24 protein-coding genes are annotated in these 22381 nt (G+C 56.8%); 15 read left to right on the forward strand and 9 right to left on the reverse strand.

Annotation, left to right across the window (positions count from 1 at the left end):
* The first annotated feature begins 355 nt into the window (after positions 1 to 355).
* The 3 genes from ACLI1M_RS00435 to ACLI1M_RS00445 all read left to right on the forward strand — a co-directional run bounded on the left by ACLI1M_RS00435 (position 356) and on the right by ACLI1M_RS00445 (position 2521).
* Positions 356 to 1240: an ABC transporter ATP-binding protein gene (locus ACLI1M_RS00435; RefSeq protein WP_248099344.1), complete on the forward strand. Its 885-nt coding sequence runs from the start codon at positions 356 to 358 to the stop codon at positions 1238 to 1240.
* Positions 1237 to 1971, forward strand: a complete 735-nt coding sequence (locus tag ACLI1M_RS00440; RefSeq protein ID WP_239206184.1) for an ABC transporter permease — start codon at positions 1237 to 1239, stop codon at positions 1969 to 1971. The genes ACLI1M_RS00435 and ACLI1M_RS00440 overlap by 4 nt, the downstream gene beginning before the upstream one ends.
* An 82-nt stretch (positions 1972 to 2053) precedes the next feature.
* On the forward strand, positions 2054 to 2521 hold the full coding sequence (locus ACLI1M_RS00445) for a hypothetical protein (RefSeq protein ID WP_034660245.1): 468 nt from the start codon (positions 2054 to 2056) through the stop codon (positions 2519 to 2521).
* 363 nt (positions 2522 to 2884) lie between these two features.
* On the opposite strand, the gene ACLI1M_RS00450 is transcribed toward ACLI1M_RS00445, so the two are convergent.
* The 6 genes from ACLI1M_RS00450 to ACLI1M_RS00475 all read right to left on the reverse strand — a co-directional run bounded on the left by ACLI1M_RS00450 (position 2885) and on the right by ACLI1M_RS00475 (position 6916).
* Positions 2885 to 3247 carry a DoxX family protein gene (locus ACLI1M_RS00450; RefSeq protein ID WP_239206186.1) on the reverse strand — a complete coding sequence of 121 codons (363 nt, stop codon included), beginning with the start codon at positions 3245 to 3247 and terminating at the stop codon, positions 2885 to 2887.
* Positions 3244 to 3828 carry a TetR/AcrR family transcriptional regulator gene (locus ACLI1M_RS00455; protein WP_239206188.1) on the reverse strand — a complete coding sequence of 195 codons (585 nt, stop codon included), beginning with the start codon at positions 3826 to 3828 and terminating at the stop codon, positions 3244 to 3246. Before ACLI1M_RS00455 ends, ACLI1M_RS00450 begins: the two co-directional genes overlap by 4 nt.
* 20 nt (positions 3829 to 3848) lie before the next feature.
* On the reverse strand, positions 3849 to 4427 hold the full coding sequence (locus ACLI1M_RS00460) for an LURP-one-related/scramblase family protein (protein ID WP_023020268.1): 579 nt from the start codon (positions 4425 to 4427) through the stop codon (positions 3849 to 3851).
* A 28-nt stretch (positions 4428 to 4455) separates the two neighbouring features.
* Entirely contained in the window at positions 4456 to 5652 is a 1197-nt protein-coding gene (locus ACLI1M_RS00465; RefSeq protein ID WP_248099342.1) for an HNH endonuclease signature motif containing protein, read from the reverse strand.
* 95 nt (positions 5653 to 5747) lie between these two features.
* Positions 5748 to 6485: a PrsW family glutamic-type intramembrane protease gene (locus ACLI1M_RS00470; protein WP_411706607.1), complete on the reverse strand. Its 738-nt coding sequence runs from the start codon at positions 6483 to 6485 to the stop codon at positions 5748 to 5750.
* Positions 6482 to 6916 (reverse strand): hypothetical protein, encoded by a 435-nt coding sequence (locus ACLI1M_RS00475; RefSeq protein ID WP_248099339.1) that lies wholly within the window; start codon positions 6914 to 6916, stop codon positions 6482 to 6484. The genes ACLI1M_RS00470 and ACLI1M_RS00475 overlap by 4 nt, the downstream gene beginning before the upstream one ends.
* 118 nt (positions 6917 to 7034) lie before the next feature.
* Between ACLI1M_RS00475 and ACLI1M_RS00480 the strand changes: the two genes are divergently transcribed.
* Genes ACLI1M_RS00480 through ACLI1M_RS00490 form a run of 3 tightly spaced genes read left to right on the forward strand, consistent with a single transcriptional unit; the run spans position 7035 to position 8522 of the window.
* Positions 7035 to 7400 (forward strand): heme transporter, encoded by a 366-nt coding sequence (locus tag ACLI1M_RS00480; protein ID WP_248099337.1) that lies wholly within the window; start codon positions 7035 to 7037, stop codon positions 7398 to 7400.
* Positions 7400 to 8239: a hypothetical protein gene (locus ACLI1M_RS00485; RefSeq protein WP_248099336.1), complete on the forward strand. Its 840-nt coding sequence runs from the start codon at positions 7400 to 7402 to the stop codon at positions 8237 to 8239. The genes ACLI1M_RS00480 and ACLI1M_RS00485 overlap by 1 nt, the downstream gene beginning before the upstream one ends.
* Complete coding sequence (locus ACLI1M_RS00490; protein ID WP_248099335.1) at positions 8217 to 8522, forward strand: CHY zinc finger protein; 306 nt, start codon at positions 8217 to 8219, stop codon at positions 8520 to 8522. Before ACLI1M_RS00485 ends, ACLI1M_RS00490 begins: the two co-directional genes overlap by 23 nt.
* Here ACLI1M_RS00490 and ACLI1M_RS00495 read toward each other — a convergent pair.
* Together ACLI1M_RS00495 and ACLI1M_RS00500 are read right to left on the reverse strand one after the other, a co-directional pair.
* Complete coding sequence (locus ACLI1M_RS00495) at positions 8519 to 9079, reverse strand: hypothetical protein (RefSeq protein ID WP_248099333.1); 561 nt, start codon at positions 9077 to 9079, stop codon at positions 8519 to 8521. The genes ACLI1M_RS00490 and ACLI1M_RS00495 overlap by 4 nt on opposite strands.
* Before the next feature lie 22 nt (positions 9080 to 9101).
* On the reverse strand, positions 9102 to 10412 hold the full coding sequence (locus tag ACLI1M_RS00500; protein ID WP_200288430.1) for a M20/M25/M40 family metallo-hydrolase: 1311 nt from the start codon (positions 10410 to 10412) through the stop codon (positions 9102 to 9104).
* A 77-nt stretch (positions 10413 to 10489) separates the two neighbouring features.
* Here ACLI1M_RS00500 and bioB point away from each other — a divergent pair, with 77 nt between their 5' ends.
* The 3 genes from bioB to ACLI1M_RS00515 are packed head-to-tail and all read left to right on the forward strand — an operon-like array spanning position 10490 to position 12676.
* A complete protein-coding gene (gene bioB / locus ACLI1M_RS00505; protein ID WP_034655643.1) occupies positions 10490 to 11470 on the forward strand; it encodes a biotin synthase BioB in 981 nt (326 codons plus the stop codon).
* The gene (locus ACLI1M_RS00510; RefSeq protein WP_239206204.1) at positions 11470 to 11742 is read left to right on the forward strand and encodes a hypothetical protein; all 273 of its coding nucleotides are present in this window, start codon (positions 11470 to 11472) and stop codon (positions 11740 to 11742) included. Before bioB ends, ACLI1M_RS00510 begins: the two co-directional genes overlap by 1 nt.
* A 10-nt stretch (positions 11743 to 11752) precedes the next feature.
* A complete protein-coding gene (locus tag ACLI1M_RS00515; protein WP_411706608.1) occupies positions 11753 to 12676 on the forward strand; it encodes a Sir2 family NAD-dependent protein deacetylase in 924 nt (307 codons plus the stop codon).
* Here the strand turns inward: ACLI1M_RS00515 and ACLI1M_RS00520 are convergent, their stop codons facing one another.
* Positions 12677 to 13666, reverse strand: coding sequence for a lipase family alpha/beta hydrolase (locus ACLI1M_RS00520; RefSeq protein WP_248099332.1), 990 nt, complete (start codon positions 13664 to 13666; stop codon positions 12677 to 12679).
* 535 nt (positions 13667 to 14201) lie between these two features.
* Here ACLI1M_RS00520 and kdpF point away from each other — a divergent pair.
* Genes kdpF through ACLI1M_RS00550 form a run of 6 tightly spaced genes read left to right on the forward strand, consistent with a single transcriptional unit; the run spans position 14202 to position 21952 of the window.
* On the forward strand, positions 14202 to 14297 hold the full coding sequence (gene kdpF / locus ACLI1M_RS00525) for a K(+)-transporting ATPase subunit F (RefSeq protein WP_086589010.1): 96 nt from the start codon (positions 14202 to 14204) through the stop codon (positions 14295 to 14297).
* The gene (kdpA, locus tag ACLI1M_RS00530; RefSeq protein ID WP_248099331.1) at positions 14294 to 16009 is read left to right on the forward strand and encodes a potassium-transporting ATPase subunit KdpA; all 1716 of its coding nucleotides are present in this window, start codon (positions 14294 to 14296) and stop codon (positions 16007 to 16009) included. Before kdpF ends, kdpA begins: the two co-directional genes overlap by 4 nt.
* Positions 16006 to 18069 (forward strand): potassium-transporting ATPase subunit KdpB, encoded by a 2064-nt coding sequence (gene kdpB / locus ACLI1M_RS00535; protein ID WP_248099330.1) that lies wholly within the window; start codon positions 16006 to 16008, stop codon positions 18067 to 18069. Before kdpA ends, kdpB begins: the two co-directional genes overlap by 4 nt.
* An 18-nt stretch (positions 18070 to 18087) precedes the next feature.
* Positions 18088 to 18639 (forward strand): potassium-transporting ATPase subunit C, encoded by a 552-nt coding sequence (locus ACLI1M_RS00540; RefSeq protein ID WP_248099329.1) that lies wholly within the window; start codon positions 18088 to 18090, stop codon positions 18637 to 18639.
* A 12-nt stretch (positions 18640 to 18651) separates the two neighbouring features.
* Positions 18652 to 21246 carry an ATP-binding protein gene (locus ACLI1M_RS00545; protein ID WP_248099328.1) on the forward strand — a complete coding sequence of 865 codons (2595 nt, stop codon included), beginning with the start codon at positions 18652 to 18654 and terminating at the stop codon, positions 21244 to 21246.
* On the forward strand, positions 21239 to 21952 hold the full coding sequence (locus tag ACLI1M_RS00550) for a response regulator (RefSeq protein WP_005328258.1): 714 nt from the start codon (positions 21239 to 21241) through the stop codon (positions 21950 to 21952). Before ACLI1M_RS00545 ends, ACLI1M_RS00550 begins: the two co-directional genes overlap by 8 nt.
* Positions 21953 to 22381: the final 429 nt, after the last annotated feature.

Consider the following 22381-nt stretch of genomic DNA (forward strand, 5'->3'; position numbering starts at 1 on the left):
AGTACTTACGCTCTTTGCCCTGGGTAAGAACTCCATTGCGATAGGCGTTAAACAGCGGTGAGCGATTATATATTCGACCTTGATGGGACTATTTAATCAGGTGAGTACGCTTATTTGTCGATGGTAAATATGGCAAGCAGCAAAGTTACTCCCGACGTGTCTACTTTCCGAGGGTCAGGCCCACAGTTTACATTGGTGTCCAAACCGTAATGCTGTTTATGACCATGATCAGCAAAGCGTTGAGAATGCTACTATCGCAATCATTCTCGGATGATGACATTGCACATCTCGACTGCTTTAACGTCGTCCGCTGTAAGTCTAGGCAGCTTCGTCGTCAACTAAAGGACAGTGGGTCATGTCAGAACTTGTACGACTAGAGCGTCTTTGTAAGACCTACCCTAATCAAGAAAAGCCCGCAGTCGACAACGTTTCTCTAAGCATCGACAGGGGTAGTGTCTACGGTTTAATTGGGCGCAACGGTTCAGGAAAAAGTAGCTTAGCTCGTATCCTCACCGGCATACTACGCCCTACTTCCGGCCACATTTGGATAAATGAAAGCAGAGATGCGTCCGCAACCACTCACTGGCAGAGGTCAAACGTCGCATATTTGTCGCAATCTCCGCTAGCCCTAAACACCATGACTGTAGAGGAATCAATGAATTTCTTTGGTCGGCTGTACGGGACGAAGTCATCGAACAAGCAGCAGAAACATCTCCTAGAAAAGCTAGGCATTCTTCGATTCCGCAATCGAGAGGTGAGATCGCTATCTGGTGGACAAAGTAAACTTGTCCAACTTGCAATCGCTATCTCCTCAAACCGCCCTTTCGTCATTCTGGATGAGCCCACGAATGAGCTGGATGCGTTAAATCGCCGTCTAGTATGGGACGAAATTGAGGCACTCTCTCATAAGGGAGTTACCGTATTGGTAATCACTCATGCAGTTTCCGAAGTTGAATCCTGCCTAACTCATCTCGGAATTATGGATAAAGGGCGGCTCATTGCCAACGGCACGGTTAACCAAGTCATGCAAAACGTTCAAAATAGACGAACCATTGCGTACCGCACTGAGTCCAATAGTGATAAAAGTTCAGAACCTTGCGAGCAGATAGTAGGTGTCGACGAAGTTCCGAGAATTGTCTCGAAACTATGTGACGAAGGAGCCGGCGATATTACTATTAGCTCACCCAATCTCGAGGATGTTTTTGTCAACCTAATCGCATCCCAAACGAATGAAGCATGAGTAACACCTTTACGTTTACACGCATACAGCTGACTAATTGGCGCTGGTCTTGGCCGTCCATGCTGCTTACTGGGATTGTCGTTCCTGTTCTAATGTCCTTAGGGCTTGGTGTGTACGCACAAAATTTAGGTGGGGCCGCCGTTGAGTACGCTGTTATTGGTGGTCTATCTTTTTCTTTGCTATTCGAGTTGCAGGGTAAAATTGCCACCAATATTTCCTTTATGAAGGCGAATGGAGCTCTAGATCAACTAGCTGCTACTGGGGCAAAGCGCCTCCAGTTTGTTGTGGGGAGCTTTATCGCCTTTAGTCTCTTAGCTACTCCTTCACTGCTCATAACTCCAGTTGCGGTAGTTAAGATTCTCGGGCTTTCTTTATCTCCTTCTTTCACTATCATTCCAGCCCTATTTTTTGCTGGTTGTGCTTTTCTTTCTGCCGGAATGATAATTGGAGCATTATGTTCCAGCCTTGAGCAGGCATCTTCCATCTCATTGTTATTGGCTATTACGCTGCTAAGTCTCGGCCCGGTTGCCGTTCCTGAAGACTTGTTGCCTTCGTGGCTTCAGATAGTGGGAGAAGCCAACCCGGCTGTCCACATAAGTGAAGCCATTAGATACGGCCTCTTTGGCGGCGATGGAATCCCCTGGGTATCCATAGCATATTTAGTAGGTGTCACTGCCATCTTGCTTATTGGTGCTGTGGTTTCTCTACCCTGGCGGCATAAACGGGAATAAAAGTTTTTCCACACACAAATAATTTGACACGCTCCGATAAAACTTACACTGCGACTGTTAAAACTAAACCGTTTAGAGAAGTATGCAAGGCTTAATAGGTAGAATTTCAGATAGCAGCAACCAGGCTAAAATTTTTGTGCTCTTTGCGCGTACGGAAGCTACGTCTGACGAAGAATTTGTCGGAATAGCTTTAACCAGAGAGCAGGAGCGTGCCATGGGCGAGCATGTTGATTCTCCAGGTATAACCTGTTGGACTGAAGAAGTTCCCCTTGACGGCTGGGACGGAAAACTAGACAAGTCTCGTTTCCCGAGACTTGTCTATCTCGTTTTTAGGGAGGGGTATGCGCAACATTCCTCCGTGCGTTTCCAAGAAATGAGCCCAGATATATTGGCTGCATTTACCACGCGTGAAGCAGCTCAAACTGAGGTCGTTTCTCGGCAGAAAAAGGAGCCTTCATTCTTACCGAGTGAGTATCATATATGGGAAGTCGAGTTCGGATTTTTGACCGAAAACTTCCGTGGCCAAGGTCCAGAAATCCCCATGTACTGAGCAATCCGTTGTGTATCCCTTAGATTATGCCGCAAAGAATACGCAAATATCTCTACCACGGTGAAAAAGCGGAATGGGCTTTATCATGGACGGTTTTCGTACGAGTGTGTTTGACGGTGCGTAGAGCTTAGTCCAAGAATGCAGTGATGCACGGTTGATTCTAAACAATGCTGACACTGAGCTCAGCGAGTTCTCCTTATTGTTCTTGTAGAGTGCTACGGCATCGCGTTTGAACTGTTCGGAGTACCTAGACATGGTGGTAGATTACCTTTGTACCCAACCTAACCGGACTGGGCATCAGGTGTCCACCTAATAGGGGTTAGATCTGAAAGTGCCTACGGGAATGTAGAACTCCTTTCTGCATTATGCGGCGAGCGTTACAATTAGCGCCGCGATGGAAAGGATAAGCATGCCCAAACAGTTAGCCCAGAATTCGGTGCCGGTGAATTTGGCTTTCAGGTGAGCGAAGGCTGCAGCAAAGAAATATGTGACGATGCCTGCTAGTGCCGCAACTCTGACTCCGGGGTAGGCAAGTCCGACTATCAGCCCGGAAATCGCGACGCATTTGATATAGATGAGAGCCCACCACCATTGGCGTGGGAATTTTACGCCGGTGAGGCATTTTTCAATGAACTTAACGGGACGAATTGACAGTATGACGTCGCCTGAAAGAATGACGGCAAGGAGAATGGAAGGCCAGATAGGGGCTGTTTCGTCGAAAATCATAGTTGGACTCCAAATACGCTTTCTAGGCGATTGATGATTGTGCGTGCTTGGTCTTTTAGTTCTTGCGACGAATAAAGTCCGGCGGCCCAGCCGATTAGCAAACCTAGATAGGCGTGATACAAGACTCCTGCAAGATCGCGAGACTCATCCTCGGTCAATCTTGATGCCGCGAGACGTCGAAGGATTTCTTCCGTGAGAAGATGTTCCAAGCGTCTGAGCTCTTGCCCTTGATCGCCAAGTTCAATGAGAGCAGATGCGTAAGCGCGGGATAGTTCGCTGTGTCCTGCAAACATCTCCAAAAATGGATTGATGACCGAAATGAGATCTCCAGGTGGTTGAGTCCTGAGTCCGTCATGAATCTTTGCAATTTTGTGGCTGATGCTTTGAACCAGCAGTGCGCGCTTTTCGCCGACAGACATGACTGTGCCAACGCTGACACCAGCCTTTTTCGCAATTTCTCTAATGCTGGTATCGGCATATCCCGTAGTTTCGAAAAGTTCGCCTGCAGCGGTTAACACCTTTAGGCGCGTTGTGTTCTTCGAGCGCGCACGTGAGTTTTTATGAACAGGTTCAGTGAACATGTTCATATCGTAGCAGACATCTACTCTCTGTTCTTTTCCTTCGTCCGCAGCATATCCATGCTCATCACGGCGCCGATGATGGCAGCATGTTGTTGCTCGTTGAGACCTGGGGTGATGGCTAGGCAGTAGGTATTTTTACCCATGAAGTAGTTGCCTACGCCGGTCCACTCGTTGGTGACGTTGGCAAGCTGGCGGCCGTGGGAGGTGATGGAGAGGTTCCAATCCCAGAAATCGCCGCGAATTTCGACGTCAGGAAAGCCCTTCATGGTCAGCTCCAGCTTTGTTTTGAGCATGGAGAAACGCTTGGTAATGACGGCCATGGGCTGTTCGATTCCCGGCAAGTGCACCTCATAGGTATCCCGCAGAAAATTCGGCGGATCCGAAATCGTCATGACCGTCTGTAGGGGGTTGCCTTCAGCATCCGTGAGTGCGACCTCCAAGCTGCGAGAGGATTTAAACACCATATCTTTAAGACTGGTGGATTGCAGGATCGTGCCCACAGGGGTGCCGTCGATATCGGTGATCATGAACTGATCATTGAGGAAGGACTTGGTCTGGGTAATTACGAGCTCATCCAGTGTGAATAAATTTTGCGTCATGCCAGCCACTGTAGGGCAGCTGGTGGAATTATTCCTCCTCCCTAGGGGTGGTTTTCTGCTGGCGCATGAGTTCTTGGGCCTCTTCATATGCTCGGGCGCGGTGGGCGGTCATGGTTTGAGCAAAGGTCTGCACCCAATTCTTGTTCTTGGGTGCCAGCGGGCCGGAGGGCTCCGTGGCGGTCCAGGTGCCATCTTCAAATAGCCAGATGATGTCGCGCGTATGTGGGTCCATGACATAAAAAGCGCGACCATCGGTTTTCACATTGTGGTGGTGCTGGCACAGGCAGGCGAGGTTTGAAGGCGTGGTCGGTCCGCCGTCCGCATGGTTGATGCGGTGATCCTTTTGGCAGGCCGTGGCTGGGCGATTGCAGCCGGGGTAGCGGCAGGTGCCGTCAAATCCTTCTAAGTACGCAGCCATGGCCGCCGGGGTGACGTAGCCCTTGACCTCCTGGTTAGGATCCATCTCTCGGATTTTGGTGTAGGGCAGCGCATTCGAGCGCGCCGGGTCGAGCCAGCCCACGGATTCAATAAACGCCGGGGAATTGGGCACGTCGGTGGCTTTATAGGCGTTGAGGATGATTTCGGGGGCTTGGGTGCGGCCGGTGAGGAGCGCAACGGCGGCGTCGGCAAGCGAGCAATCTAGCTCTAGCGCGGTCTGCCGGATGCACTTATCGACGCTCGCGATAACCGCCGGGTCCGCGCTCAAAGTCACCGCTGAGGTGTTATCGCCCCAGTTCTCCATGGTGTAGCGCGGTTGGGTGGGGCCCTGGGTGACTGCCAACGTGTCATCCGCGAGGTTGATGAGTTCGTTGAGCTTGCGCTTAATCTGCGCCTGCGTACGCATAGTCTGGTTCGGCCGGGTAGGGGTGAGGTAGGCGGTGAGCTGCTCATCGATCCGCTCCACCACCTTAGGGGTCGGGTTGCCTAAGCGGTTGAGGGACTTATTAATGGCAATAATCCGGTCGAGGTCTAAGTGATAGAGGCGGTGCTGCAGCGCCTGGAGCTTGGGAAGCTCCTCCAAGCGATGCAGCGCCATGAGGATATGGTTAATCCGGCCTTCATTGACGCCAGTGGTGCGGTAGAGGGATTGGGTGACTAATTCGAAATCAGAATCGAGATCGGGCACTTGGTTCACCCAGAACTCGTATTCCGCCTTTCGCATTTCAAAGGCTGAGCGTGTGGTGGGGTCGGTGGTGTTGGTCGTGGAAAAGTAGGGTTCTTCCATGGCGCATCGTACCTAAATTATCGTGTGAACTTGTGTACGATTCACACCTTATAACACCCCTCGGACACGAGCCTTTTCCTTCGTATTTTCGCAGCTTAACAGCTATATTCTGGATCCTTGGTGGGCAGAGTAATTTCGCTTCTTTGTGCCGCATATCTCCTATCTTGCTTGCGTATGAAACGCAGGCCCCAAATAACCAGTGTCCACGTGATGAGGGCGATAAGGAGAATGGTCACCGGCCAATCACCCGCAATGATGGTCGAGGCATTGAATAGGGTATGCAGGGCGATGGCGGCCAGCCAGAATCCGGCCACCTGCCAGTATCCGTGGCGTACCCCCGCATAGAGCTTGCCGACGCCCCATGCCGCAACCCCCGTATACAGCGCATGGCTAAAGGCGCCAGTGAAGAATCGTCCGATACCGGTAATGATGACGCCCCAGAGGTCGCCGTCCAAGTCATCGATGGCCGCGTTGAGGATGAACGGCACATTTTCCATGGCATCAAAACCAAGGCCTACCGCCATGCCGATCGCGGCGGCTTGGTAGGGATGCTTCACGCTTCCAAAAGCCGCAATAATAATAACGACGCCGAGGAGCTTGATGGTTTCTTCCGGAAGCGGCGAGTAGAAGGCCGCGTATAGGTGGGTGAGCGCACCCCATAGGATGCCCTGCCACATCGGCCGCGGCCTAAACCACCAGAATCCCAGTCCAAGCGTCAAGCCAGCGCAGATGAGCGCACCGATGAGCCCCACCTCGGTAAAACGGCGATCAACAAAGAAAAAGCCGGAAACTACCAGGCCGAAAGCGATAGATAGCCAGTACAGATTCTTCATGCCTTTTCTACCTCCTGGGCAAGTTCTGCAGCGCGCGGTCCGTGCAAGGAGAGGAACGTGGTGGGGCCATCGCCCTCAATGCTGATGGCTACGAGGCCGCCATCGCTAAGCGTGCGCTTATCCCCGTCGCGGTCGATGTCTCCTTCCGGCATGGCCGTACCTTCCCTCATTGCCCGGAGGTACCGGCGGGTGGCTTGGTCTTTGTCCTGTACGCCGACTTCTTTAGCGCGGATCTGGGTGCCGTCACAGTCCCAGCGCGGCTCGGCAGTGGTGGAGCCATCTTCTTCCGTGCAGGATAATCCGGGGATGCGCGCCTGGCCGGCCTGCACCTCAGAGGTGGGGTTGTCGTATATATCTGGCAGGAGTGCATTGGTGCCATAGATGGTGCCAAATACCACGCCCGCCGCGAGGATGAGTGGTGTGCTTTTCATGTACTCAACGCTAAGTATGCCCTGCTCATCGCGGTATCCTCCGCGGGGAGGATTAAGCCGGCCATAGGGAGGAATTCTCCCCCATAAGCTCTGCCAAGGCCTGTGATAGGTTGGGTGCGTGTTTGAGGAATTAGAGGAAGAAGCGGAAACGAAAGACGAGCCCAGCCGCGTCTGGTGGCAATGGTGGGCGCCCATCGCCATGATCGCGGTCTTCGTTGGCCTGCCGCCCGCTGTCTACCACCTTGTTTCCGGACTTATCCTGCTCATCCTTATGGCCGTGCTGACGGTGATCATTGCTCTTGTCGACGGCGCCACTTTCCGCGCCTCCTGGACCATCTTCTGTGTGGCTGGGCTGGCCTATTTTGCCGCCATGTCCCTGTATTTCAATGAGGGAACGTGGATTTACCTCCCAGTGTTTGTCTTTCTGGCATGGGCTGCGAGCAAGCTGGGTGCCGTGGTGGGCTCCAAGGCAGGGAAGAGCTAATGGAGACCTGGCGCCTAGAGCACCCCGAGGTGGGCACCATTGAGGTGCAGCGCGGATACGATGCCGAATTCGCGGAGATGGGCCAGTGGCCTAAGAAAGCGAAGGACTTCACCCCGGTTCCAGGCGATGCAACCCTGCCGGAACGCCTCCGGCTCTGGCGGAAGAATCCCAGCCCGCGCCTGCAGATTGTGGTGAACGGGGAGGTACGTAGCCGCCACGATCGGCCGCGTGCGGGCCGGTATTCGCTTAAGAAGAAGATTGAAAAAGACCTCACCCTGCTCGAGAACTCCGCCTCGCGCAGCAAACCTTATCTGGATATCCAAGCCTCTCCTTTTGGCGAGCTTCTAGACGTCTACTACCGCAATGGCGAGGAGGCAGTTGCCCTCGATCCACCGGTCGGCTCACTGGGAGAAAAGCGCCGCAAGGCCATGGAGGAAAGCTCCTTTAAGCGGGTGTTGTATCCGCTCCTGGGCGGCTTGGGAAAGTCCGGCTGGGCCATTGGCGTGATCGTGCTTGGTCCGATCATTAGCCGCATCTTGTCTCGGTTATTGCCGGATTGGGAGCTGCCGGATATCGACCTGCCGGATATCGCGCTCCCGGTGCCGGAGTTGCCGCAGATTGAGCTGCCCGTGCCAAATATCGACCTTAATATTGACATAGACCTGCCCGATTGGCTCGTATTCTTAATGGACTACAGCAAGGTGTGGGTGCCGATCATCATTGCCATCGTGGTGGGCATTCAGGCAGTGCGCAATGCCAAAAAGTCTGAAGAAAAGAAGCAGCAGTGGCAACAGGGTGGCGCGTATGCTGACGGCCATGAAGATTCACGGCGCGATTGATGCGGAAGGCCGGTGCAAGCATTGGCATTCCCCGTTGGACGTGGTGGCCAATAAGTGCGCCACCTGCGGGAAGTATTTTGCTTGCGCGTTGTGCCACGCCGAACTCACTGACCATGAGTTTGGTCCCATGCTTGCCGACGCCCCCTCAGTCCTCTGCGGCGCCTGCCGCACCGAGATGAACTACCACGCTTATGCCGCCGTGCCTGCCTGTCCCCACTGTGGGCATAAATTTAATCCCGGCTGCAGCGCGCATGCCGGGATCTATTTTCAGCTAGACCGCTAGAAAGAAGACAGTTGCTGTAGCTGCTGGATTTGCGGAATCTGCGGCAGCTGGAATTGGGATACAGCGTTTTGGGCAATCTTGGCCGCATCCGGGATGCGGAAGGTCTGGCCCAAGAACGGGACGTCGACAGTCGGCTGGCCAGGGATGGTGCCCAGCTCGATGACCTTGGCGTTCTTGGCTGGCGCCGGGGACGGAGCCGGAGCCGGCTTTGGTGCGGGAGCATTGCCGCGCTGGCCGCCAGTGTTGACCGGCTTGCCCTGGCCAGTAGTGCCGTTTAGGCCGCAGCGGGCAATAGCCTCGTCCATGCGGCCGATGGCGTCGCGAACCTCGTTGCCGCGTGGGTGCACGGTGGCAACGGCGAGGGCCTGGGACTTTTTCTGGTTGTAGTCAGCGGAGTTGGTCCAGTACTGCTTCGCCTGGGAGCAGGAAATCTGGCCGGCGGGCATCTTGGCTAGAAGGTTATCAACGGCGTCGGCATGGGCAGCGGCAGGGGCGGCGAGGGTTACGGTCAGGGCGGTAGCTGCAGATAGCAGCGCGGACTTACGTGCAAAGCTCATGCCAGACATCTTGCCACACTTGTTATGCCTGTGACAGGCCAAGGAAGCGATTGACCAAGCTGCGGTAAGCGCGCACGGTGAGTTCGAGGTCCTCCAAGTAAAGGTGCTCGTCGTGGCTGTGCAGCTGCGAATTGGCGCTGGCCATATCGCGGCCCTCGGCGTGCATGGCAAAGCCATAGGCATTGCCACCCTTGCGCCGAGCAAAGCGCAGATCCGAGCCGCCGGTGGCGTGAACTGGGACGACGTCTTTATCGGGGAAGAATTCCTTGGAGGTGGACTCAATGGCGCGCCACAGCTCGGTATCGGTGGAGGATTGCGTGGCATCTTCAGTAATGAGGTGTTCGATTTCTACCTCATCGGCCATGTCTCCAAGCGCGCTGCGCAGGAAGTCATCTAGATCCTCTTGGGTCTGGCCGGGGAAGGGGCGCACATCCATTTCCAGGTAGGCATGTGAAGGCAGCACGTTAATGGCGCCGCCGGCGCGCAGGACGGTCTCGGCGATGGTGGTATGGCTAAAGGCATGCGCGTAGGCGGCGAGGTTGCCGAACTTGGAGTAGTCACCGGTGCCGTCGATAAGCTCCTGCTCGGTCTGGGGGTCAAATTTGAAGGTGCGCACGAAGCCCTCCCAGATCTCATTGGAAGCCGTGGGCGGCTCAGCGGCGGCGATGCGGCGGGCCACCTCACCGATCTTTACGATGGCAAAGTCCTTGCCATAAGGGGTGGAGCCATGGCCGGCATCGCCATGTACGTGCAGGCGGCGCTGGCCGGCGCCCTTTTCACCCACGTTGAAACCCACCGCGCCGGGCAGGTGGCTGCCGCCGGTTTCAGATAAGCAGTTCTTCCAGGAAAAAGCATCGGGGTGGTTTTCGGACATAAAGCGCACGCCGAGACCGCCGCGGGCCTCTTCATCGGCCATGCCGACGAAGGCAAGGGTGCCGCCCGTATTGCCGGTGCGGGCGACCTCGCGCGTGACGGCGGCCATGGTGGCGGTAATAAATAGCATGTCTACGGAACCGCGGCCGTAGAGCTTGCCGTCCTCGATGAGCGCCTCGAAGGGAGGCTTGGTCCATTTAGGTTCGTCGACGGGGACGACGTCTGTATGCCCCATGAGGGTGAGCGGTTCTTTGTCCGGATCGCCGGGGACGGTCACGACGATGGAAACGCGGCCTGGGTGGGACTCGAAGCGCTCAATCTGCACGTCTTCGCCCGCGAAGAATTTTTCTAAACTATCCGCATTGCGTACCTCGTGACCGGAGTCCGGCGTGAGGTCGTTTACGCAGGCATTGCGGATAAGTTCTTGGAGGAGGGAGAGGGTGTCATCATAAAGCGTCATGCTATCGAGCCTAACGCTGGGAAAAATTTTATGTGATTTTAACCAAAGCTGAACGCTGTTCAAGTATGGTTCACACTATGAGCATTATTGACATCGCCCGCGAAAAAGCACTGGAGCAAGGCAAAGGCCTCAACCAGGAAGAACTGCTGCAAGTACTACAGGTTCCGGATTCCCAATTGGAGGAAATCGCCGATATCGCCCACCAGACCCGCCTGAAGTGGTGTGGTCCAGACGTATCGGTGGAAGGCATTATCTCCATTAAAACTGGCGGCTGCCCAGAAGATTGCCACTTCTGTTCTCAGTCCGGCCTCTTCGAGTCCCCAGTGCGCGCCGTGCGCCTCAACATCCCGGAGTTGGTGGAGGCAGCGCAGAAGACCGCCAAGACCGGTGCTACTGAGTTCTGCATCGTCGCTGCGGTGAAGTCCCCGGATGATCGCTTGCTGGACCAGGTAGGCGAGGCGATTGCAGCGATTAATGACGCCGTCGATATCGAGATTTCCTGCTCCCTGGGCACCCTGACCCGCGAGCAGGCGCAGCGCCTAAAGGACATGGGCGCGCAGCGTTATAACCACAACCTGGAGACATCCCGTTCCTTCTTCCCCAATGTGGTCACCACCCACACTTGGGAGGAGCGCAAGCAGACCCTCGACTATGTGCGCGAGGTAGGCATGGAGGTTTGCTGCGGCGGCATCATCGGCATGGGCGAGTCTTTGGAACAGCGCGCCGAGTTCGCCGCGCAGCTGGCAGAAATTGATCCCTGCGAGGTGCCGATGAACTTCCTGGATCCGCGCCCGGGCACCCCATTTGCGGATCGCCCGCTGGTTCCACTGGGTGAGGGCCTGCGCGCCGTGGCGGCATTCCGCTTGGCTATGCCGTCTACCACCTTGCGCTTTGCCGGCGGCCGCGAGCTTTCGCTTGGCGACGACGGCACGGAGCGCGGCCTGCTCGGCGGCATCAACGCCATCATTGCCGGTAACTACCTGACCACCCTGGGCCAGCAGATTGAAAAGGATGTGGACATGTTGAACCGCATCGATCTGCCGATTAAGGCCCTGTAGTGGCTGGTTTATCCGCGCCGACTTCCGAATTGGCCGCTGCCGTCCTGGCTGGGGATGAGCCGATTTTCCATCCGAATACCGGCAAGCCGATCGAGGAAGTCTTTACGCTGCACCCTGCAGCCGCAGCTGGACTCGATGTGCCGCGCTACTGCCAAATCTGTGGTCGCCGCATGGTGGCCCAGGTACGCCCCGATGGCTGGCATACCAAGTGCTCGCGCCACGGGGAGCTGGATTCGGAGTGGCTATACGTAGAGCACTTGCCCGAAAGCTAGCATCGGGAGCATGGATCCAGCCGTCTCCCTTGCGCACCAGTCCGCGCTGCGCTCGATCGCCCGAGTGGTAGAGGAATCGGCGCCGCATACGGAGCCAGGGAGGGCTTTAGGGGACGTCGTCAAGCAGCTGCGCGAGGGCCCAGTGATGGTGCTAATGGGGGCTGGGGTGTCGACGGAGTCGGGCGTGCCGGATTATCGAGGGCCGCGCGGCTCGCTGAGTAGGCACCGGCCGATGACCTATCAGGAATTTCGCCACGACCCGGCCGCGAGCCATAGGTATTGGGCCCGCAGCTTTGTGGGGTGGCGAGTCATGGATTCCGCGGCGCCGAATCGCACGCACTACGCGCTCGTGGAACTGGAGCGCGCCGGGCTGATTAATGGCGTGGTTACCCAGAATGTGGACGGCCTGCATAAACAGGCCGGGACCGCGAACTTGGTGACGCTGCATGGCGATATGGAAACCGTCGTGTGCCTGATGTGCGGATATCGGGAGGCGCGGACGCATTTCGATGCGCGTTTGGCCGCAGCAAATCCGGGGTACTTGGAGCGCCTAGTGGTGGAGGCAGACCAAGTGAATCCGGATGGTGACGTGACCCTGGATGAATCCGACGTGGCGGCGTTTCGCATGGCCGGATGCGAGCGGTGTGGATCGGAATTATTGAAACCAGACGTCGTCTACTTTGGCGAGCCCGTGCCGGCTGAGCGCCGCGATGCCGCCTTTGCCGTGTTAGGCCAGGCCCGCTCGCTGCTGGTGGCTGGGTCCTCTCTTGCGGTGATGAGTGGGTATCGCTTTGTACTGGAGGCAAAGAAACAGGGCAAGCGCGTGGCCGTCATCAATGGCGGGCCTGGCCGAGGTGATCAGAAAGTGGATACGCTGTGGCGCACGCAGGTGGGCCCAGCCTTTGACGCGGTTCTTGATGAGCTGGAGCTCTAACTAGCGTGGAATGGTCTCTACTAATTCCAAGATGGTGCGCACGATGGCGTGGACGCGCTTATCCATGGGCATATCCTCGTGCATGACCACTGCTCGGCGGTCGAAGTCTTGGACATAAATATTTCGCACGGTGCCCTCTGCGACGCCGCGGGGGTCGAGGAAGCAGGTCTCGGGGGGGACCACGACGGCATCAGACCGCGTGGCAATGCAGGTATAGCTCACGCCGGATTCCAAGTCGCCATCGCGATTGGCCTCGCGTAACGCTTCGCTGCCGACAATTTGGTCCATTCCCGCCGGCCCAAACCAGCCATCGATGACGGAGCGCATAACCGCCTCTTGGCGTGGGGTGCGAATGAGGCGGCTGACGATGCCGCCGTAAGTAGTTCCGTGGTTTGGCGCGCTGATGCACATCAGATGGAGGACATGCTCGGCGCCGCCAATCATGCGCATCCAATAGCGGGCAAGCAGCCCGCCCTGCGAGTGGCCGATGAGGATGACCTTGTCCGCGCCGGTGGCCATGCGCACGGTGCGGATATAAGCATCGAGTTGCTCGGCGGATTCTGCAAGGGGTTGGGTGGCGCGACGGCCGTAGTCAGGGGCGAAGACCGCCCAGCCGTCTTGGCGCAGTTCATTGCCGAGGATTTGCCATACGCCCTTGGTATCGCAGGTGCCGTGGATGAGGATGACCGGCCAGGGGCGCTGTGCGGTAGGACGTGCACCCCAGTCATCTTCGAAGATCCCACGTGGCTTCATGCGTGCACCTAGCGGGAGGGTAGCGGCGGCATCGGCGTCGAGGGCGGTATCGCCGGGGCTGGTCTTTATCTTCTGCGCTTTGATGAGGTCCGCAATCTCGGCCGCGACCTCCTCGCGCAGTGCCGTGGCTTCGGCAGGGGAGGCGACACCGCGACGCGGGGAATCGGTCAATTCCTTCTCGCTGGCACGCCAGAATTTGCGGAGTTGTTCGGAGATAGTGGATTTCAACTCAGCCATGGTTCCGGATTGTACTCGTTATTGCAGGTTAACTGTGTTTTTGTCAGGAGTTAAGAAATTTATGGGCAAACCCTTGACCATCCTACGAAAGGTTTATAAACTTAGGCTTGCCTAATCACGGGCGGTGCTTGCAGGAGGGTGCGCTCCATTCCCTCCTTGGGTACCGAGAGATTAGTCATGGGGAGAAGGCCCGCCGATGTGCTGTCGGCGGGCCTTCGTTGTGGATAAGGGGCGGTTCGTGGCCTGAAGAAAAGGTGGCGCAAAAGGGGTGTAAAGAAGATATAAAAATTGCGAGCGGGAGGCGTAAAGATAGCGCAAAGATTGCCTAGGGCAGCGGGGGTGTGGTCCTAACGTTTGTGCGTAGCAGGTGCTGCCTTGGTACCGGCACCTGGCAGGCATACCTGTCAGGCATAGGAAAGTTTCACTCGCACAAGGGGGTTTCCCACATGTTAGACATCGTGGCAATCCTGATAGCCATCCTGACGGTTGGCTGTCCCTCCGTCCTCAACGAGCTTCTGGACGGTGATGCATAACCATGAACACCATTACAGCGGTCATTGGCCTCATCATTGTTGTGGCCTTGGTGACCTACCTCATCATTTCCTTAGTTGATCCGGAGCGTTTCGCATGATCGCCGGCATTGGGGCGGTGTTACCGCAGTTCCTCGCCCTCGTCGTCTTGCTCGCGGCGGCATATGTTCCTTTGGGCAACTGGATCGCACGCAGCTACACCTCTGACAAGGACTGGGCGATAGAGCGTGCGGTGTATAAGGTCCTGCGCGTTGACCCAAACCGCGGGCATAACAGCAAGAATTACAGCCGTGCATTGCTTGGTTTCAGCTTGGCATCCGTACTCGTTCTTTACGCGGTGCAGCGCCTACAAACCGTTGTGCCTAGCTTTGGCAATTCCCGCTCCGAAGCGGTGGAACCGTGGATGGCGTTTAATACCGCGGCGTCATTCGTGTCCAATACCAACTGGCAGTCCTATTCGGGCGAAGAAACCCTGAGCAATGGTGCGCAGATGCTTGGCCTGACCGTCCAGAACTTCGCCTCCGCGGCTGTTGGCATGTGTGTGGCGGTTGCGCTCATTCGCGGTATCGGTCACTTGGGATATAGCCGTGACAAGCTGGGCTCTGAGAGCGGACAGCACCTCATCGGAAATTTCTGGGTTGACCTCACCCGCGGTTTGGTGCGCATTCTTTTGCCGCTTTCTCTATTGATTTCCTTCGTCCTCATCTTGGGCGGAACCATGCAAACCTTCGGGTCCAACCTGGTGAGCTCCGCGGGCGTGGATATTCCGCGCGCTCCGGTAGCTAGCCAGGAGGCAATTAAACTGCTGGGAACCAATGGTGGTGGCATCTTCGGCGCCAACTCGGCGCACCCTTTTGAGAACCCCACTGGTTTTACCAACCTCGTGGAAATCTTTTCTTTGCTGGTTATCTCTTTCTGCTTTATCCGTGCCTATGGGGTAATGCTGAAATCGCAGAAGCATGCCTGGACCCTGCTTGGCGTCATCGGCGGCATTTGGACCGTTATGGTTGCCTTGGTGGTATGGGCACAGCACACTACCACCGGTGCGGCAGCACAGGCAGCTGGCGGCAACTTGGAGGGCATCGAACAGCGCCTAGGTATTGACGCTTCGGCACTCTTTGCGGTGTCTACCACGGGCACTTCTACCGGTGCGGTCGATTCGATGCACGATAGCTACTCACCATTGGGTGGCGGCTTGTTGATCCTCAATATGCTCCTGGGCGAAATTGCACCAGGCGGCGTGGGCACGGGTCTCTACGGTCTGCTGATGGTGGCAATCCTCGCCGTATTTATCGGCGGCCTGCTCGTTGGGCGCACACCGGAGTTCATGGGCAATAAGGTCGGCCGCAAGGAAATCTCCGCGGTGAGCCTGTACATCCTCACCATGCCGGTCCTCGTCCTGGTAGGCGTGGGCGCATCGGTGGCTCAGCGCAAGCTGGTGGAGCTTTCGGCGACCAACTACGGCGCTCCTGGAACCCCGGATAACGCGCACGGTCTCTCCGAGGTGCTTTATGCCTTTACCTCGGCCTCGAATAATAACGGCTCGGCCTTCGCGGGCCTGACGGTAACCGAGCCCTGGTGGCAAGTCACCCTCGGTATCGCCATGCTGCTGGGCCGCTTCCTCCCCATCGTTTTCACCCTGTACTTGGCGGGCAGCCTAGCCGGTCAACGCCGGCAGGCCACTACCGCCGGCAGCTTGCCGACGTCCGGCGTGACCTTCGCGCTGCTTACCATCGGCGTCATTGTGTTGGTCGCCGCCCTTACCTTCTTCCCCGTTCTTACCTTGGGTCCCATTTCGGAGGCACTCTCATGACAACACCAACTATGACCACTGAGCAACGCACTCCCCAGCGCTCTGCCACCAAAAACAGTGGGTTGGCTGCGGCAGCGTTGAAATCGTTGCCGCACAAGATGTCCCCGCTCGCCCAAGCCCGCAACCCCGTCATGTTCGTGGTGTGGGTAGGCGCCGCGCTGACTACCCTGTGGTCCATCTTTAGCCCCAGCGTTTATGGCTGGGTGGTGACCGTATGGTTATGGTTTACCATTGCGTTCGCCGCGTTCGCTGAGGCATATGCCGAAGGCCGCGGTAAAGCCCAAGCGGATAGCTTGCGCGCCGTGCGCGATGACGCCACCGCTAACCTGGTCACCGATGGCGGCATCGAGGTTATTGCCGCTTCTGAGCTCACCAAGGGCGCTATCGTGCGCGTGGAGGCCGGAGAGACTATCCCGGGCGACGGCGACGTCATTGAAGGCGCGGCAACCGTCGATGAATCTGCCATTACCGGCGAGTCTGCTCCCGTGGTTCGCGAGGCCGGTGGAGATCGCTGTGCTGTGACCGGCGGTACCGTGGTCTTGTCTGATTCCATCCTGGTACAGATCACCTCGGAGCCGGGATCTACCTTCGTCGATACGATGATTGCCTTGGTGGAGGGAGCGGAGCGCCGCAAGACCCCGAATGAGATCGCGCTGAGTATCCTCCTGTCTACCCTGACTATTCTCTTCCTCATTGCGGTTACCGCACTGGCCCCAATGGGGCTGTTTACCGGCGCGGAGCTCTCCCCGCTCTCGCTGGTGGCCCTGTTGGTCTGCCTCATCCCAACCACCATCGCTGCCCTGCTATCCGCGGTGGGAATCGCGGGAATGAACCGCCTCGTGCACCACAATGTTCTGGCTACGTCCGGACGAGCGGTGGAGGCGGCGGGCGACGTAGCGACCCTACTCATGGATAAAACCGGCACCATCACCTATGGCAACCGGCAGGCCACCGGGCTGATCGTTGCGCGCGGTGTCGATGAGCAGGAAGCTGCGGAGATAGCCCGCGTTGCTTCGGTTGCCGATGAGACCCCAGAGGGTCGCTCCATCGTGTCGTGGTTGACCGAAAATTACCACCTTTCTGCCGCAGCAGGAGAGGAAGAAAAGACCGCCGAGGTCATTCCATTTAGCGCTTCTACCCGCATGTCTGGGCTTGATCTCAAAGGCCGAAAACTACGTAAGGGTGCCGGTGATGCTGTGCGCCGGTGGGTAACTGAGGCGGGTGGCGACTGGCCGCAAGAAATTGAAGACTCCGTGACCCAGATTGCAGAAGGTGGTGGAACCCCGCTGCCCGTTGCTGTGGAAGAATCCGACGGCACCCGCAGGGTTATTGCGGTGGTGCAGCTCAGTGACGTCGTCAAGCCGGGCATGGCGGAGCGCTTCGCCGAACTGCGCCAGATGGGCATCAAAACCATCATGGTGACCGGCGATAACCCGTTGACGGCAGCGGCCATTGCGAAAGAGGCAGGCGTCGATGATTACATCGCGGAGGCCACCCCAGAAGACAAGCTGGCCAGGATCCGCGAGGAACAGGCGCACGGCCGCATGGTTGCTATGACCGGTGACGGTACTAACGATGCACCGGCGCTGGCGCAGGCGGACGTGGGCGTGGCCATGAATACTGGTACCTCTGCAGCGAAGGAAGCCGCCAATATGGTGGACTTGGATTCTGATCCGACCAAGCTTATCGATGTCGTGCGCATTGGCAAGCAGTTGCTCATCACCCGTGGGGCGCTTACCACCTTCTCTTTGGCTAATGACTTAGCGAAGTACTTCGCCATCTTGCCGGCCCTGTTTTCTACCCAGCTTCCGCACCTCGAGCGCCTCAACGTGATGCACCTGCACTCGCCGCAATCCGCCATTGTGTCTGCAGTGGTATTCAATGCGCTCATCATCGTTGCTCTTATTCCATTGGCGCTCAAGGGCGTGGCCTATAAGCCGGCCTCTGCTTCGTCCCTGCTCCGCCGTAACCTGGGCATTTGGGGACTGGGCGGCGTGATCACCCCATTCCTAGGTATCTGGCTCATTGACCAGGTAGTCAACCTGCTTCCAGGCATGTAGAAAAAGAAGGATCAAAAAATGCGTGTCTATTTTCGTAACCTCGCCGCTGGATTCGTAGCCGTACTATTGTGCGTTATCGCACTGGGAATGATTTATCCTGCTGCCGTGTGGGGAATCTCCCGCATCAAGCCGGACTCCGCCGAGGGCAATCTCATTTACCAAGGTGAGTGCCTAGCTGGCTCGACCCAGCTGCAAGATGGCCAGACCGAAGGCCCGTACTTCTTCCCCCGTTCCGAAGGCATGAGCAATTACGGCGCTAGTAGCTCCGAGCTAGAAAAAGCCGTGCAGGAGCGGCGCGGGGACATCGCCAAGCGCGAAGGCGCCGCTCCAGAAGATGTTCCCACCGATGCGGTAACCGGTTCCGGCTCTGGTGTCGACTCTGGCATTAGCCCTGCGTACGCTGAACTACAGGCTCCGCGTGTCGCACGAGAGCAGGGGATGAGCACCGAAGAAGTGCGACGCCTCATCGAAGACAACACGGAGCATGCCAGCCTCGGGTTCCTAGGCGAAGACGCAGTTAACGTCACTACTCTCAACCGAGCGCTGCCCAATCCCCCGTCCTGCTCATAAGATGAGTGCTATATGAACGACAAGAAAGTTCCGGCGCGCACCAAGCGTGGCGCTTTGAAGATCTACCTCGGCGCGGCGCCTGGGTCCGGTAAGACCTGTGCAATGCTCAACGAGGCGCACGGCCTTGTGCTGGCCGGCCGCGATGTGGTCATTGGCATCGTGGAAGATCATGGGCGCGAATTCACTCGGGCGCTGTGTGATGGCCTTGAGACCATCCCGCGGCGCTACGCCGCCGGGCTATCCACCGGAGAACTCGATACTGCAGCCATCATCTCGCGCCAGCCGGAAACCGTTCTGGTCGATGAATTTGCCCATTCCAATCCGCGCGGTGAGGAACACGCTAAGCGCTGGGAAGACGTAGAGGAACTCCTAGCCGCAGGAATCGATGTGATTTCTACCCTGAACATCCAGCACCTCGAAAGCCTCAATGACGTAATAAAGCAGATCACCGGTATTTCCCCGCAGGAGACGGTGCCGGACGAGGTGGTGCGTGCGGCGAACGAGATCGAGTTGGTGGATGTATCCCCGCAGCTCTTGCGCACCCGCTTGAGGGATGGTCAAGTCTATAAAGAAGCGCGCATTGCCCCTGCCTTGAATAATTATTTTAGGGTGGGCAATCTGACTGCACTGCGGGAGCTTGCCCTGTTGTGGTTGGCGGACCAGGTTGATGAGGCTCTCGCATCCTACCGTTCTGAACAAGACATTACCGATACCTGGGAGGCGCGGGAGCGGGTGGTCGTGGCCATTCAGAACGTCGCGCACGCAGAACTGCTCATTCGCCGTGGGCGCCGCATCGCGTCCAAATCCTCAGCCGAGCTACATGTGGTCCACGTAATTTTTGGGGATTCCTTTTCTTCCGGTGAATCTTCTGTTGCAGGTTCCGCTCAACAACTGGCCAAATTACAATCCTTGGCTCAGGACGTGGGGGCCCGTTTGCATCAGGTCACCGGTGACTCGGTGCCAGAAGCGCTGCTTAATTTTGCCCGCAGCGTCAACGCCACCCAGTTGGTCCTGGGGGTTTCACCACGGCGTCGCTTAGGCCTGCACTGGCGCGGCACCGTTGCTGAGGCCGTGTTGCGGGATTCAGGCAAGATCGATTGTCACATTGTTAATCTTCCGTCCGATAAACCCTCGCCTCTTTCACCACTGCTGCGACCATTGCATTCCCTCCCGCGCCGGGCGGTGTCTTGGGTAGGCGCAGCTGTCGCTTTCATCGCCTTGACCGCACTGTTGCAAGGCATCGACGGCTCAGCATTGGGAACAGGCACGTGTTCTGCTTTTTACTTTGCACTGATCCTCCTCGTGAGCATGCTCGCTGGCCTGTGGCCGGCGGTAATTATTGCGTTTGCCTCGGGCTTGGCGGTCAATTGGTTCTTTACCGAACCCCTGTACACCTTCGATATTGCTGAGCCGGCTAACGCTGTCATCCTCGTGGTCATGGTAGCCATTGCCCTGGCCGTGGGCCTACAAGTGCGGCGCACCAAAATAGAGCACCATAATGCGGCCATTGCCACGCGCGATGCTGAGCTCTTGACGGTCTTTTCCCGCGCAGCCCTCAACCGCCGTGCGGACGTATCTCCCATCGACGCAGTGCTTCGCAAGGTAGGAGAGACCTTCGGCTGCCATAAGGCCGTGCTTCTTGACGCCTCCGGGGACATACTCTCTACCTGGCACGCTTCGGCGGCCTCGCCCCGGCAAAGTAGACACCTGCATATCCCCGCAAAGACTCATAAACGTGAGGTAGAAACGTTGGTCTCCAGCGAGGACACTACGGTCCAGATTGTGATGGAGGGCCCAGCGTTATCCGCCCGCGACCGTGCTTTGGTGGCGGTTGTGGCAGGTTACTTAGCCGGCATCGTGCGCCGCGACAAGCTTTCGGCTGAAGCCGCACGTGCCGATGCCATTGCTGCCGCTGATGAATTGCGTCGTGCGCTGCTATCGAGCGTGAGCCACGATCTGCGCACGCCCCTAGCAACGGCCAAGCTGGCTGTGTCCTCTTTGCGGAATTCCGAAATCGAATTCAGTCCAGAGGATCAAGAAATACTGCTGGCGGAAACCGCAGCTAGCATCGATCAACTCACGCTGCTCGTGACCAACCTATTGGATCACTCGCGCTTGAGTGCAGGAGCGGTAACTGCACGCCGGGATACTGTGGAGTTATACGAGGTAGCCAATCGGGCTATTGCTTCCTGTGCCTTTGGACATAGCAAGGACCAACTTGGTCGCATTCATATTGGTTCTGGACTCCGTGGCCGCACCTGTTGCGCGGATAGCGTTTTGCTGGAACGCGTGCTGGCGAACCTATTCGATAACGCTTTGCGCTATGCGCCGAGCGGACCAGTCAACGTTGATGCGCAGGTTATAGATGAGCGCGTGGAGCTGAGTGTGAGCGATGAAGGGCCGGGAATTTCACCAGAAAAGCAGGAGGAGCTTTTCCAAGCTTTTCAGCGCTTGGGCGATACCAGCAATGACAACGGGGTAGGTTTAGGCCTCTCCGTTGTACGCGGATTTGTGGAGGCCATGGACGGTACTATCACCGTAGAGGCCACTCCAGGAGCGACCTTTATCCTGAGTTTCCCGCTGCGGGAGGAGAAAAGCCATGACTGATAAGAAGGCCACGATTGTCATTGTGGATGATGATCCGCGTTTGCTCACCACCCTGAGCATTAATTTTAAAGCGCGTGGGTATGAGGTGTATTCAGCCAGCACCGGGGCGGAGGGTCTGCAGGTGGTCTCCCAGCATCAGCCCGATGTGGTGATTTTGGATATGGGTCTGCCGGATATGGATGGGCGGGAGGTCCTCGATGGGATTCGAGGGTGGTCAGCAATTCCCGTTCTGATTCTTACGGCCCGGTCCGATCCCCTATTTAGTGCCTCGGCCCTAGATCGCGGTGCTGATGATTATGTGACCAAACCCTTTTCTATGGAAGAGCTCTTGGCCCGCGTGCGCGTGGCTTTGCGGCATGGCAGTCCCCAGCATCCATCTGCTCAGCGGGAAGCCACGATGGTGCGGGCGGGCGATGTGCTGATCGACGTCCCTCGACACTCCATCACCAAGGCAGGAAAGCCCCTTCACCTGACCCCTACTGAGTGGGGCGTGCTTACAACGCTGCTGCGTGCCCACGGCGGTTTGGTGCGCAAAGAAGACCTCCTCGCAGAGATTTGGGGCCCGGGATTCGAAGGGCAAAGCCACTACCTGCGCATCTATACCTCGCAGCTGCGCCGCAAACTGGAAACCGATCCCTCTGATCCCCAATATCTGCTTACTGAACCCGGGTTGGGATACCGCTTCATTACCTCCCCAGGAGTCTAGGAGTAGCTGACGCCATTTTCTGCAGTGGCAATTCTGTGCAGTGGAGGGGTGCGAGTTGGTATCCATAACGCTTATGCGTCGAGGGCTTCGGTGTGCCCTGCGCATTTAACCAACTGCAAGCGCGTGAGAACTAAACATTTCAACTGGTCACCAGCGATTGTTCGTTCTCTAAATCATTTCTGGTGCTGCAGATTAGTTGCTTTTCCCTGAAGGGGTGACGGTGTCTGTCATGCTTTCCTGACCAAAGAACCTTCGAGCATATTTTTGGGTAGAAGGGTCTATTAAATCAAGCTACGTTGTACGCACCGTTAGAAAAAGGAAAAAGGCTCTCTACTTTCATAAGCTTGGCTCGATTCATTGTTCCAACGTTGAAAGTTATGAATTAGAGACGTCTGGGGTTGAAAGCTTGGTATCTAAAAATAGAACTCC

Source organism: Corynebacterium sp. LaCa54 (assembly GCF_046717495.1).
In the GTDB taxonomy this organism is placed as follows: Bacteria; Actinomycetota; Actinomycetes; order Mycobacteriales; family Mycobacteriaceae; genus Corynebacterium; species Corynebacterium kefirresidentii.